This is a genomic window from Kaistella sp., assembly GCF_041824135.1.
Classification (GTDB): Bacteria; Bacteroidota; Bacteroidia; order Flavobacteriales; family Weeksellaceae; genus Kaistella.
In genome coordinates, this window is the sequence record NZ_JBGZYM010000096.1 from 1 (window position 1) to 13,071 (window position 13,071).

The 13,071-nt window shown below is 36.2% G+C and carries 11 protein-coding genes; 3 read left to right on the forward strand and 8 right to left on the reverse strand.

Going from position 1 to position 13,071, the window contains the following annotated elements; all coding sequences use genetic code 11:
• The 4 genes from ACEYOS_RS12235 to ACEYOS_RS12250 all read right to left on the reverse strand — a co-directional run.
• Nucleotides 1-318, reverse strand: a 318-nt coding sequence (locus ACEYOS_RS12235; protein ID WP_373797586.1) for a trigger factor, incomplete at its 3' end; no start/stop codon positions are given.
• Between the two features lie 106 nt (nt 319-424).
• A complete protein-coding gene (locus ACEYOS_RS12240; protein ID WP_373709835.1) occupies nt 425-982 on the reverse strand; it encodes a hypothetical protein in 558 nt (185 codons plus the stop codon).
• 12 nt (nt 983-994) lie between these two features.
• A complete protein-coding gene (locus ACEYOS_RS12245) occupies nt 995-3,379 on the reverse strand; it encodes a TonB-dependent receptor (protein WP_373709836.1) in 2,385 nt (794 codons plus the stop codon).
• 89 nt (nt 3,380-3,468) lie between these two features.
• Entirely contained in the window at nt 3,469-3,825 is a 357-nt protein-coding gene (locus tag ACEYOS_RS12250) for a hypothetical protein (RefSeq protein WP_373709837.1), read from the reverse strand.
• A gap of 164 nt (nt 3,826-3,989) precedes the next feature.
• On the opposite strand from ACEYOS_RS12250, the gene pfkA reads away from it, so the two are divergent.
• The 3 genes from pfkA to ACEYOS_RS12265 all read left to right on the forward strand — a co-directional run bounded on the left by pfkA (nt 3,990) and on the right by ACEYOS_RS12265 (nt 7,568).
• Nucleotides 3,990-4,976, forward strand: coding sequence for a 6-phosphofructokinase (gene pfkA / locus ACEYOS_RS12255; RefSeq protein ID WP_373709838.1), 987 nt, complete (start codon nt 3,990-3,992; stop codon nt 4,974-4,976).
• 33 nt (nt 4,977-5,009) lie between these two features.
• Nucleotides 5,010-6,014 carry a type I glyceraldehyde-3-phosphate dehydrogenase gene (gene gap / locus ACEYOS_RS12260; protein ID WP_373739290.1) on the forward strand — a complete coding sequence of 335 codons (1,005 nt, stop codon included), beginning with the start codon at nt 5,010-5,012 and terminating at the stop codon, nt 6,012-6,014.
• Between the two features lie 744 nt (nt 6,015-6,758).
• Nucleotides 6,759-7,568, forward strand: a complete 810-nt coding sequence (locus tag ACEYOS_RS12265; RefSeq protein WP_373739292.1) for an oxygenase MpaB family protein — start codon at nt 6,759-6,761, stop codon at nt 7,566-7,568.
• 57 nt (nt 7,569-7,625) lie between these two features.
• Here the strand turns inward: ACEYOS_RS12265 and ACEYOS_RS12270 are convergent, their stop codons facing one another.
• The 4 genes from ACEYOS_RS12270 to ACEYOS_RS12285 form a co-directional block, all read right to left on the reverse strand.
• Entirely contained in the window at nt 7,626-10,493 is a 2,868-nt protein-coding gene (locus ACEYOS_RS12270) for an alpha-amylase family glycosyl hydrolase (protein WP_373708945.1), read from the reverse strand.
• A gap of 97 nt (nt 10,494-10,590) precedes the next feature.
• The gene (locus tag ACEYOS_RS12275) at nt 10,591-11,343 is read right to left on the reverse strand and encodes a DUF4230 domain-containing protein (RefSeq protein ID WP_373708944.1); all 753 of its coding nucleotides are present in this window, start codon (nt 11,341-11,343) and stop codon (nt 10,591-10,593) included.
• Between the two features lie 92 nt (nt 11,344-11,435).
• Nucleotides 11,436-11,975 carry a hypothetical protein gene (locus ACEYOS_RS12280; RefSeq protein ID WP_373708943.1) on the reverse strand — a complete coding sequence of 180 codons (540 nt, stop codon included), beginning with the start codon at nt 11,973-11,975 and terminating at the stop codon, nt 11,436-11,438.
• Nucleotides 11,976-11,986: 11 nt separating this feature from the next.
• Nucleotides 11,987-13,021, reverse strand: coding sequence for an acyl transferase (locus tag ACEYOS_RS12285; protein WP_373708942.1), 1,035 nt, complete (start codon nt 13,019-13,021; stop codon nt 11,987-11,989).
• Between the last annotated feature and the right edge of the window lie 50 nt (nt 13,022-13,071).

Sequence of the window (13,071 nt, forward strand, 5' to 3'; positions counted from 1 at the left end):
AGAAAGTGATTCTGCGTTGTGATCCATTGCATCAACTGGTTGTGGAACCGGCTGACCGACCAATCTCAATTTGTTTTCAGTCACATAATTATTCAACCCTTCAGAAACCTGTTTGTTGATTTCTTCAAAAGCGATTCCTGCTTCATATTGCTTTCTAACCATGCTTAATGGCACTTTCCCTTTTCTAAATCCAGGAACTTGTGCATTCTTTGCATAGTTGATCAGTTGTTTTTCAACTTTCTCTTTATAATCTGACTTATCTAAAGTAACGGTAAGTAACGCACTTACTTCGTCATGGTTGGTCGCTGTAACGTTCATTGTAATATATTGAAAATTTAGGTTGCAAAAATAGGAATTTTTTTTTGATTATTTAAAAAGCATTAAAAAGTTAACTTTCCTTAACTTTATTTGTATTCAATGGATATTAATTAGAAATACTGTAAGTCGCCATCGCATCGGTTTCACCACCGATTACAGAACCGAATTCGCTACCATTTTGAGCCTCGTCTACAGATACTGCATCGTGAATTACGGTGAGAACCAATTGTGGATTCATTCCGTTTTTCGCTTTGATTACGGTCCATTTTGTAATAAGACCAACTTTATTTCCATCAGTTCTAATAGATGATTCGTCGTCAATCCTTTCTAAATTGATAGTAGAATTTTGAAAGTCGAATAATAAGAAATGTTCATCCTTAGCTTCTTTGATACTTTCTGTTTCGTCTTGATTTCCATTGAGGAAAACAGCATTGACAGTGTAGGTTTTTCCATCCGTTAATTTAATATCTGGATTTGCTGTAGAATTGACCGTGTAATTATAAGTCTGAGTAATTCCGGATGCGTCGTCTTTTACATTCAAAATGATATTTGAAATATCTTCTTGCGAAAGAACGTCATCATCTTCATCAGCGCGGCTGCAACTAATTGCAAAAACAGTTATTAATAAAAAGACGATATATTTTAGTTGAATTAATGATTTCATTTTTAAAGAATTTTAGAAGTTATATTTAACATTGAAAATGATATTTCTGCCCATTTCATAAGAGAAATAACGCATTCTGTTCAGGTAATCTTTATAGTTGGTATCAAAAAGATTGGTCACATTTAAACCTGCCGTAAAATGTTTATTAAAGTCGAAACCGGTTTGCACACTCCACAAAGTATAAGTCGGCGGCGGCGTAGAAAGATCCAAACTTTTCTCCACGTCTACTCCGTTTTCAAAAATATTAATGGTTGGATTGTAAACTGGAAATCTTTTTTGCTGTAAGAACGTTTGTTGCTGAACTTTGAAATAGAAATTTTTCCATTGCTCATTTTTAAATTCCAGACTGTTGGTGAAATTCGTTGGAACCATCATAATTAGTGGTTGATCATTCGTTTGATCTTCACCATTGATGTAAGAGAAGTTCCCACGATATTCAAAGTGATCATTTAGTTTCAACTGCGCGTCAACGTCTAGTCCGTACATTTTCGCATCGATCTGTTTGTAAGACCACACTGGAAATACGCCACGAATGGTATTCTGAATTCCAGTCGGGATTTCGGTGATAAAGTTTTTGGTAATGAATAAATAAGGATTTACGGTAACTCTTAAACCATCTAAAACGTTCAGTTTTCCATCGATATTTAAATTGAATTGATTTCCATCTTCATTCTGAATTCCCATATTTCCCACTTCAATGATCGCGGCAGAATGATGTAATCCATCCGCAAAAAGCTCTGCAATATTGGGCGTTCGTCCAACTTTTGCATAATTAAATTTGATATCTAAATTTTTCGAAGGCTGATAATCCAAACCAGCATTAAATGATAAGTTTTTGAAGGTTAAATTCGGTTTGGTAAAAACACGGTTCCCGTCCGTCTTCACATAAAACTGAGAGAAATCCTTTACATACAGGTTTTCCCAGTCGCTTAGATCATACCATTTTTTGACTTCATATTTGGTAATATCATATCGCAATCCTGCTTCTGCATTCAATTCTGGCGTCAGCTTATATTTAAAAACGGAATAAACTCCGCCCGCATATTGATCATAATTCGGAACCAATCTTCTCGCCTGCGTTTCCGGAGTAGAATAATTAAACTGGTATTTTAAATCAATTCCGGTTTCTAAACTCCAGTATTGACGCTCGATAAAATCATTGATGTTAAACTGATTCGTATATAATTCCAGATCCAAAGATGGAATTTCAGCGAGTTCGCCTCGTCTTACATCATATTCCTTTCTGTGATTGTATTGAAAGTTATAGTCCACCGAAACTTTCCCTAGATTTTCAAATCGTTTAAAAGCTGAGATCTTGGCAATATGATGCTGAACATCCTGTTTCGGATTATTAATTTGATAAGAAAAATCTCTTTCGTAAATAGGAATATCCGAAGTTAAAGCTTTGTAAAAATCTTCCAAATTCCCCAAATCAGAACCTCTATAAATTCCAAGTTCAGAATCAGTCACGCTGTAATCAAAAGAGATTCCCTGTAAAAAAGTATTGTTTTGAACCGTAAAACTGAACGATTGATTTTGCAAACCGGTATTCATCAGGTTATAATCCGGCGTTTTTAAATCACCTAATTTCTTAAATCCACCAGTCGTTTTTATGGCCCAACCATTTTCCCAGGTTTTCAATAAATTAATTCCCAGTCCAACTCCTTGACCATTTGAAATTCCGGCAAGATTGACACTTCCCTGGATGGTATCTTTTCTTTTAAAAATTTGAGGTTCCAAAACAACCACTCCACCAATAGCGTCACTTCCATATTTTAAAGCAGAAGCTCCTTTAATGACATCGACATGATCAAATTGATTGACGTCAATATTCGGTGCATGTTCAACACCCCATTCCTGTTCGGCCATTTTCACGCCGTTATTGATAATCGGAACTCTACTTCCATACAATCCGTGGATAATCGGTTTCGCAATATTATTTCCACTTTTCAGAGCGCCAACACCTGAAATACTGGATAAGATATTACCTAAATTCTCGGTAGAATTTCGGTCAATTTCCGTTCTATCTAAAGATTTTACGATTAATGAATTAGCATTTTTATGCGTTCCGTGCAGCGTAATGGTTTCGATATCTTCAATGTGATGTTCGAGTTGAAGCGTAATTTCCAGATCTTTATGGACATTCAGATCTTCCGAAATCGCATCACAATCTGGATGGTTTGCGATAAGCGTATAACTTCCTTTTGGTACCGTTTTAAAAATAAAGTTGCCCTTGGCATCTGAAATCTGAATTAATGTTCCGATGGTAATTTTAGCGTCTTTCAAAGGGATTTTATCGTGAAAATCGATCACTTTTCCTTTGACTGTAAAAGTAGTTTGTGCGTTGGTAAAGAGCAATCCAAAAAAGATTGCGATGATATTTAAAGTAAATTTCATTTAATTAAGTTTAAGAATAAAAAAACAAGAATATTTAAAAAACTGAAAATCAATTCTTTAATATTACTTTCGAAAAAACTAAGCTGTTTTTAAATGAAAAGTGCAGGTGGACCGCGTACATGAAAATTGAAGAGTGAAAGCTTGAGAAAGGCTTTTTCATTCGTAAAAATCTCTACGTGAAAATCTTCAACTGAAATTGCGGAAAAGAAAAACTCCTGGGAATTAATGTACTTTCCTTCATGCAAAATATGACAGGACAAACAATCTGCGTAATGTACTGCGTCAGAAGAATTCGTAAAAGTTTTATCAACTTTAGTAAAATGAAAGTCCTTAAAAACTTCGCCACTTCCATGATCGTGAAAAATTTGAGAAAATAACGCCACGAAAAGATAGACCGCCGTAAACAGCGATGCTAAAAATTTCTGGCTTTTCTTATTTCTCAACATTTTGCAAACTTAGGAATTTTAAACGAAAAGAAAGAAAAAGCAAAATGAACTTTTATTAACGAAAAAAAGATATTAATCAAAATTTTAAAAACGGTTAAATCTCATACCCTAAAGCCTTACATAATTGATGGAGATTTCGTAAATTTGTGCTGAAATTTTTAACTATGAAAGAAAGTGCAGTGAAAAAGATTGTAGTTCTCACCTCAGGTGGAGATGCCCCTGGAATGAACGCAGCTTTGAGAGCGGTTGTTAGAACTGCAAGTCACTACAAAATAGAATGTTACGGAGTACGAGAAGGTTTTAATGGTTTGATCAATGATGATTTTACCAGAATGGGACCTCGATCCGTTAAAAATATTATTACAGAAGGTGGTACGATTTTAAAATCTGCCCGATCTTTAGAATTTAAAACACCAGCTGGTAGAAAAAAAGCTTTTGAAAATTGTCAGAAACACGGTATCGACGGAATGGTTTGTATCGGTGGAGATGGAACTTTTAGAGGTGCGAAAGTGTTTAACGAAGAATTCGGTATTCAAGTGATCGGAGTTCCCGGAACCATTGATAATGATATTTTCGGTACCGATAATACCATTGGATATGACACGGCTTTAAATACGGCTATGGAAGCCATCGATAAAATCAGAGATACCGCCACTTCTCATAACAGAATATTTTTTGTGGAAGTAATGGGACGTGACGCTGGATTTATCGCTTTAAATAGTGGTTTGGCAACTGGCGCAATTGGTATTTTAATTCCAGAAAAGAAAGACAGCATCGACGAACTTTTTGCCACTTTTGAAAGAGCAGAAAAAGCCGGAAAAGCTTCAAGTATCGTTGTTGTTGCAGAAGGTGAAAAATTGGGTAGCATTTACGATATTGCCAAAGCAACGCAAAATGGTTTCCCAAGTTATGATATTCGAGTTGCCGTTTTAGGACATATCCAAAGAGGAGGATCACCAAGTTGTGCAGACCGCGTGTTGGCGAGCAGATTAGGATATGGTGCCGTCATCGGATTAATGGAGGGCAAAACCAACGTGATGGTGGGAATGCAGTCCAATAGAATGGTTTATACCGACATTGAAGAAGCGGTAAAAAAACACAATGAACTCGATCAGGATCTACTGAAAATTTCAGAGATCTTATCAATTTAATTCAATAACAAATCTAATTTTAAAATAGAAATTATGTCAAAAATCAAAGTAGGAATCAACGGATTCGGTAGAATTGGTCGTCTTGTTTTCAGAGCAATGGCCGAAAGAGAAAACATCGAAGTTGTAGGAATCAACGACCTTATCAATGCCGAATACATGGCGTATATGCTAAAGTATGATTCAGTACACGGTCAATTTAACGGTGAAGTTTCTGTCGAAGGAAATGACCTTATCGTTAATGGAAACAGAATCAGAGTAACTGCTGAAAGAGATCCTAACAACCTAAAATGGAACGAAGTAGGTGCAGAATATATCGTAGAATCTACAGGTCTATTCCTTTCTAAAGAATCTGCTCAAGCTCACATCACTGCTGGTGCTAAGAAAGTAGTTCTTTCTGCTCCATCCAAAGATGATACGCCAATGTTTGTAATGGGGGTGAATCACAAAGAATTGACAGACGATATCAAAATTTTCTCTAACGCTTCTTGTACCACCAACTGTTTGGCGCCGATTGCAAAAGTAATGCACGACAATTTCGGAATTGTAGAAGGTTTAATGACCACTGTTCACGCAACTACTGCGACTCAAAAAACAGTTGACGGACCATCAATGAAAGATTGGAGAGGTGGACGTTCTGCTTTGAACAACATCATTCCTTCTTCTACAGGTGCTGCAAAAGCAGTAGGAAAAGTAATTCCTTCCCTAAACGGAAAATTAACAGGAATGTCTTTCAGAGTGCCAACAGCAGACGTTTCTGTAGTTGACTTAACAGTAAGATTAGAAAAACCAACTTCTTACGAAGAAATCTGTCAGGCAATGAAAGCCGCTTCAGAAGGGGAACTAAAAGGAATTTTAGGATACACTGAAGACGCGGTAGTTTCTCAGGATTTCGTAGGAGAGAAAAGAACTTCGGTATTCGATAAAGACGCTGGAATAATGTTATCTCCACAATTCGTGAAAATCGTTTCTTGGTATGACAACGAAATGGGATACTCTAACAAATTAGCTGATTTGTTGGTACATTCTGCTTCTCTATAGGAAATAAGCAATTAGTAATAACTAATGAGCAATATATACCTCTCGAATTTCGGGAGGTTTTTTTGTGCGGTAATTTGGGCAATCCCCTCGCCTTGCTTATCCAGCCGCTCGGGTCGAGCTTTTCATTACAATCTTTTTTTTCAAAAAAGGATTTCCATTACAATCCCTATTGCAAGGTAGTTATAGCAACAAAATTGGTTTAAAAATTGTAGAAAGAAATCCGTATCTTAATAAAGTCAAAAACCAATTTAATTAATCAAAAATATAAGTTTGCCTTTGCGTCAGTAATTTGACAAGCATCTTATTTAAAAACCTTTGGATCTTTGCGTTAAACTGATCCCTTTATAAAAAACGATGACACCAAAATTCCACAACGCCACTCACTTCAAAAATTTCTGGGAACATGGAAACGGAAAGGAGTTGCTCGATTGGGCAGACATAATTCCTGACTCTCAAACTTTTCAAAAGTACGCTCCACTCTACCATCAAGTTGATGAATTGGGAGACGAAGTGGTGAAAGAAACCTATTTGAAACTTAATTATAAAGAAGCGAGTGCAATCATTCACAAGTATTCAAAACAACCGATCACTGAAAATGACGATGCATCAGAAAATGTAAAGAAACTTTTTTTGCAACTTCAAGAAACTCCTCATTGGTTCGATAAAGATTTAGCCAACAAAGGAGCAAGATTCTGCATGAGAACTGGCGCAAACGGTTTAATGATTCTACGCGATTTTACTTTAATGGGCGGTTATGATTTCGCTTACATCAGCAAACCTTTGATCTTCACCGAAGCGTTAAAGAAAGGTGCTGTAAAACGCTTAAAAGACACTTTAGAATTTTGGGTAAATGTCACAAGAGAAAGTGCTTTACAACCAAACTCCGAAGCTTATCAGTTGATCGTAAGAACGAGGTTAATGCATTCCTACGCGCGTTTAAAAATCAAAGAAAAAACCGAACAATGGGATTATCAAAACTGGGGCGAACCGATTAATTCCTGGGATATGATCGCAACCTATACTGGATTTTCACTGGTATTTATGCAGGGTTTAAAAAAACTGGGAATTATCATTTCGGACGACGAAGAAAAAGGACTTTTTCATCTTTGGAAATATATTGGATATCTGTTGGGAATTCCAGTGGACTATTTGCCCAATGACCGCCATCAAGCCGTTGAACAATTTTATTGGTGGACAACGATTCAGGATGAAGGCGACGACGATTCTGCGCAATTGACAAAAGCCTTACTCAATGAAAATTTAGAAAACACCATTTACAAACATTCCTTTCAGCGGAAAATGTTGAAGAATCTACATCAAAGCATGAACTGGTTTTTATTGGATGAAGAAATTAATAAGCGACTTCAAATTCCAAAACCTGCGAAAGCATTTTCAGTTTTCCCAAAAATAGTGGTCAAAGGAAATCAGATCTTTCAGAAAATCTATTTGCGCAATGCTACCCAATATCAAAAATTGGTAGAGATTGGAAATGTACAGCAGCAAAAAGTTCTAACGGATTATATTAAACATACGCCGAAAAATTTTCATTATTAAACAAAAAAAACGGTTCGCATTTACTGCAAACCGTTCTTCATTTTATTGGAAAAAAAATTACTTCACAATCATTTTTGTGACTGCAACTCCTTTTTCAGATTTCAATTGAATTAAATAAATCCCGGCTTTTAATCCGTTGATAGAAATGGTATCATCACCATTATCTTTAGATGCTTTTACCGTTTTCACCAAAGTTCCGGCAAGATCATAGATTGCGATCGTTCCGTTCTTCGCATTGGTATATCGAATATTTGCGTTTCCGTTGGTAACTGGATTCTGTGTTAATTTCAAAGATACAGAGTTCTTACTTCCACTCACTTCATCAGTTCCTAAACCCGCCGCGTTTCCGAAAATTCTGAATCCACCTGGTTCAATGGTGATCGGTGTAGTTGTGCTCGTTACAGATACAGAACTGTTATCCATTAAATTCACCCAATCTCCAACGTAAGGAAAATCAGGAACAATATTTTGAGAAGTCAAAGTGAAGTTGGCTAAGACCACCACATTTTTCAAGGCACTTGAACTAGAATTATTATAGATAAACAATCTCGGCATCAAGTTTCCGGATTCTACAGTGAAGGTAGTCGTATTGAAAACGTCGTTTGATAATCTCAAAGAAAGAATTTTTGCCCAAGTATCATAAACTGATTTTCTGGCGGCATTGGTATCATAAGACAATCCAAATGCTGATGGTTTCTTATCTAATTTACAGTCACCGGGAATTGAATCATCCTCGGTATTAACGGTTCCATTTTCGCAAGTATAGATACTTTTATCGAAACCTAATTCTGCAAACTGCCAAATCATTTTCGGGCCTGGCACGGTTAAGAAAACTGCACCGTAGGCTTTTTGTCTTTCTAAAGCGTTCGCCAGATCCTTAGCACTATATCCCGAAGTTGAATTACCGAAGTTGATATTCTTGTACATCAATCTTTCTTCATCATGACTTTCACCATAACTCACTGCTCTTCTCTGTTGAAAGCCATGTGCCTGATAATTCACTCTGTTAAAGTTACTATTTGGAGCAAATCCCATTGTATTTTGGTTGTAAGGACCAGTTTCTTTATCCCACATCATTACGCCTTTTCCCTCCGCAACTTTATAATTCGCCCATTGTGCTTCTTCAGAATCAGTTCCTAAATGTTCGAAAATAATGAAAGAAGTAGGATCATAACTCCATTGGTAATCAGCATATCCTTTTAAAATATTGACACGGTCCTGCTGATATTTATTCGTGCAAGCATCATCGCCAGCGGTACAATTCTGGGTAAATCCTTTCGTTAAATCCCAACGGAAACCATCCACTTTATATTCTTTGATCCACTGCTCCAATACTCTGTTCACATAATATTTGGTAGCCGATGTAGAATGGTTGAAGTCATTAAATACACTGTAAGAGTGTTTTGCAACCTGATTGAAATACGGATTATTCGCTGCCGGCTCTCCATAACCATCACCATCCGGATCGATCATCCACATTCTGGTCAATGGACTTCTTCCTGTGGCATGATTTAAGGCAATATCCAGAATCACGGCGATTCCGTTTTGGTGACATAAGTCGATAAACTCTTTAAATTTTTCTGGAGTTCCGTACGCTTTATCTAAAGCATTATGAAATCCTGTGTTGTAACCCCAAGAATTATTTCCATCAAATTCCATTACCGGCATTAATTCTACCGCATTGATATTCAATGATTTTAAATAGGAAATTTTATCAATCAGCGATTGCCAGGTTCTTTCTGCCGTGAAGTCTCTCACCAATAATTCATAGACGATCAAATTTTCTTTCGCTGGCTTCGTAAAATTAGAAACCGTCCAGTTATAAGCTGGTTTCGCCGTTTGAATCACAGAAACATCAAAGCTTTGTCCCGCTGGGTAAACCGGCAAATTAGGATAAACGTTTGCGTATTGATTAATCCAAGGATCATCATCTGGTGACAAAACTAAAGTTGAAAAAGGATCTGCTACTTTAATCCCGTCGGCGGTTCTGTACTGAAAAGTATAAACCTGCTGCGGCGTTAAACCTGTAACTTCCAACCAATACAAATCAGGATTGGTGGTATCTCTTTTCATTAAATAATTAGCACTTACTGCCCAGTTATTAAAACTTCCGATCACGTGAACAGATGCTTTTAAAGGTGCATAAATTGCCAGGCCAACCTTGGTTGGATCTGCTGGATCGTACGTAATTCCCTGTCTCATGTACGCTGGAATTGCCGCAACAGTTACCGGAATTGAAAGGGCAACTGTAAAAGTTTTACTCACTATGGTTCCGCCAACAGCGTCCGTAGCAATCACTTCCATCGTTGCATCTTGAGTGACCGTATAAGGAAAATTCAAAGTCGTACCTGCAGTAGAACTCGTATATACTGGATTTCCATTTGCTTTCACAACATAATTCGCAGGTAAAGATGAAGTTCCTATGATATTCAAAACAGTTCCCGAAGTCACCACATTGGTACTGCCTTCAACTGGATTGGTTAAATTAAACTGGAATTTTCCGACATTAATTAAGATATCCTGTGATTGAACGCCGCCATTAATTGTTTTCACCAACATCCCAATTCTAATAAGAGGATTAGCGCGGTTTCCGTAAAAGGACTTCACCGTGTTCATGGTGAAAGTATAAGTCCCGACTCCGCCTGAGCTCGAAACGTAAGTCAATTTATTCGCTGCATTTGAAGCAGTCCACGCTCCATTGGTGGGAGCGTCAACTTGCGAATTATTAGAATCAACCGACCAGGCCCAAAGATAAAGAGCGTGAGAGGTTGCAACTCCAAATGCGGTTTCGTTTACCGTAAAAGTAAGCGTAATTGCTTCAGTTTCATTAAAAGTGGCAGGGTTGACCGCATAGGTGATATTTTGCTGAGCGACCGCAAAAAACGGAAGGATCAAAGCTAAAAAAAGCGTGTAAAAATATTTCATGTTCAAATTATTTTAAGAATGTAAAAATAGTAAAACTTCATCATGAAGCCTCTATTTATTTTTATTGTTTATCATCTGATTCATAATCAAATAACGATTACAAAATAGCCTTTGTCTGAGAAGTATCCGTGATGTTTATAGAATTATATTCAATTTGATTTTTGCTTTCTGAGATGGCGTTGGCATTTTCTAAGAAGAAATTTTTTCCCGCTAAAAGTTCGGTGAGCAAAGTTCGCATTTGTTCAGCAGCGACTTCAGGTAAATGGGATTTCTTAGCGGCTTCAATCACCTGGCGTTTTCCGTTCTGTTGAATTTTTGCCAAATCATCTTTGCTGAAAAGATTGAAAAACTGCTCTTCAATATTATAATATTTATAATCGGTTTCGGTCGAAATTATTTGTGGTGCGGGAAAATTCAGCAACTTTACTTTTCGGTTCACTTCATCAACTTCCCATTGAAATTTTTCAAAATCATAGCCTACCAAAACTTTTGCCTGAACAATAACCAGTGCTTTCTTTTTTGAAGGAATAAAATTAAATATTTTGGTCGTTTCCTCGTAATTGTAGATTTCATTGAAATGACCTTCCGCCGAAACTACTTTGAAAACCTTGCGCATGCTTTCCGCGATCGTATGAGAACTTTCGGTAATAACAACCGGCGCCGCACTCATTTTATTGGAAATCAAGAAGGCAATAATTCCACCCAAAACTAATCCTAACAATAACATGATCAACGTCATCATCGAATTAATGGATTCACTTTGCGTCATTTGATAAAGAAAATAAGCTAAGAAAAGGGCGATCAGTATTCCAGCAGACCAGAACATGATCTTATATTTTTTAAAGTTCATACGATTTCAATTTAGGTAAAGGTATGAATTTTCAAAAAATTACTGAAGCTCTTTAACCAAAGTATTGTAAGGTAAACCGTTCGTAAATATTTTTATTTCCTGGACAAAAACTTCGGTGGAAGAATTAATTCCTCGAATTTACCTTTGACTTCTAATTTTTTATAATAAAGGTTTCTCGCCATTATTCTGAGCATTAAATCTTTATCAAAGAATTTCCAAAACGGTTCCTGATGAACTTTCGTTGGTTTTCTGATCTCATCAAAACTAGTAACCCAAGAATCTGGATTGTGATAAAATTCGATAATTCCACAGTGCTCTGGAATTTGATAAGCTTCAACCATTCCTTGTGGCAAAAGAAAACTGAATTGATTGCACGGATAATCACCACAAGAAATTTTATCATGTTTCAGAAACCGCTCTTTGGTTTTCTGATTTTGATATTGCTTTTTGAAATCGTTTTTAAAGTCAGCTTTTGAAAACTTAATTTCCAGTTCATGACTGAATCCATCTTCATTAATAATTAAAATATCAGCTTCCCAATCGGAATGGAAATGATTGGTCAAAACCAGATCTTTCTCAAAATCACAAAATTTCGAAATATAGTTATACGTTAGTTCTTCTACTTTAAGCATGGAAATTTTAATTAAGAGACCAGCAAACTGCAACCCCGAATATCGGAATGATCAATTCTTCCCAACACTTGAAACTGATTCGAATTAGTTTTTTTACCTTTTGTACCAAAGTGAAGAATCTCAGAATCTGTCAATGTTCTACCCAAATCCTGCGTCGCAATAAAACTGCAAGAATATCTGTTCGCTAAGTCAATGATGTTAATTGCGCCATTCCTTCCGGCTTCTACATAAGAAAAAGGATCTTCTGTATTTCTAATGAGAATGCGCATCCAGTTTGGAGTTTCGTAAATATTTTGACCTAAAGAATAAGCTTGCGAAAGCAGTTCCGTCATTGAATATTCTGAGTAAATTTTATCGCTGCCGAAACCTTGATGAAAAATAGCCAGCAAATCATCTTTGGTCATTTCCTGCTTACGACCTTTCATTCCGCCAGTTTCGATGATGATGAGTTGATCAGACGATTCGATAATTTGATGACTTGTTTTCGCAAAATCTAGAAAATCCAACAAAGCAAAAGCAACTCCGAATAAAATGACTTTTTCATTTTGCTTTGAAAGCTCCTTTAAAACTTTATAAAGCTCTTCATGATTATAGAGGAAATATCCATTCTCTGGTTTTCCAGATTTCTTCATCAGAAAATCCACCATATATATTAAGGACGAATTTTGTTTTTCCAGATAACTTGGCAACAATCCGAGAAAAATATAATCTTCCGGTTTTCCAATAAATTGCTCGAAACTTTTCTCAATGCTTTCCTGATACAGATTTTCATCCGCAATCCAATGTTTAGAAAGATTCATCTGCGTTGTTCCAGAACTTTGAAAATAAAGATCTGTCGTTTTATTTTTATCTAAAAGCGTATGATTTTTAAACATTTCAATAGGCAGAAAGGGAATTTTCTCTATCTCTTGAATTTCCTTTGGATTGATCTTTAAATAATCGACAAACTTCCGATAAACCTCAATATTTTGATATTGATATTGAAAAGTTTCCAAACATTTGTGCTTGAAATCGGCTTCGGTTTTTATGTTGAAAATCTTGTTCATATTTTGATTTTGCAAAAGTCCCAAAAGAAAAGCGGAATTCAAAATTAAAT

Excerpts from the sequence above, each read along its gene's own strand:
- ACEYOS_RS12280 (WP_373708943.1), bottom strand. The coding sequence starts at position 11,975 with ATGCTTAAAGTAGAAGAACTAACGTATAACTATATTTCGAAATTTTGT.
- ACEYOS_RS12240 (WP_373709835.1), bottom strand. The coding sequence starts at position 982 with ATGAAATCATTAATTCAACTAAAATATATCGTCTTTTTATTAATAACT.
- ACEYOS_RS12275 (WP_373708944.1), bottom strand. The coding sequence starts at position 11,343 with ATGAACTTTAAAAAATATAAGATCATGTTCTGGTCTGCTGGAATACTG.
- gap (WP_373739290.1), top strand. The coding sequence starts at position 5,010 with ATGTCAAAAATCAAAGTAGGAATCAACGGATTCGGTAGAATTGGTCGT.
- ACEYOS_RS12270 (WP_373708945.1), bottom strand. The coding sequence starts at position 10,493 with ATGAAATATTTTTACACGCTTTTTTTAGCTTTGATCCTTCCGTTTTTT.
- ACEYOS_RS12285 (WP_373708942.1), bottom strand. The coding sequence starts at position 13,021 with ATGAACAAGATTTTCAACATAAAAACCGAAGCCGATTTCAAGCACAAA.
- pfkA (WP_373709838.1), top strand. The coding sequence starts at position 3,990 with ATGAAAGAAAGTGCAGTGAAAAAGATTGTAGTTCTCACCTCAGGTGGA.
- ACEYOS_RS12250 (WP_373709837.1), bottom strand. The coding sequence starts at position 3,825 with ATGTTGAGAAATAAGAAAAGCCAGAAATTTTTAGCATCGCTGTTTACG.
- ACEYOS_RS12265 (WP_373739292.1), top strand. The coding sequence starts at position 6,759 with ATGGGCGGTTATGATTTCGCTTACATCAGCAAACCTTTGATCTTCACC.
- ACEYOS_RS12245 (WP_373709836.1), bottom strand. The coding sequence starts at position 3,379 with ATGAAATTTACTTTAAATATCATCGCAATCTTTTTTGGATTGCTCTTT.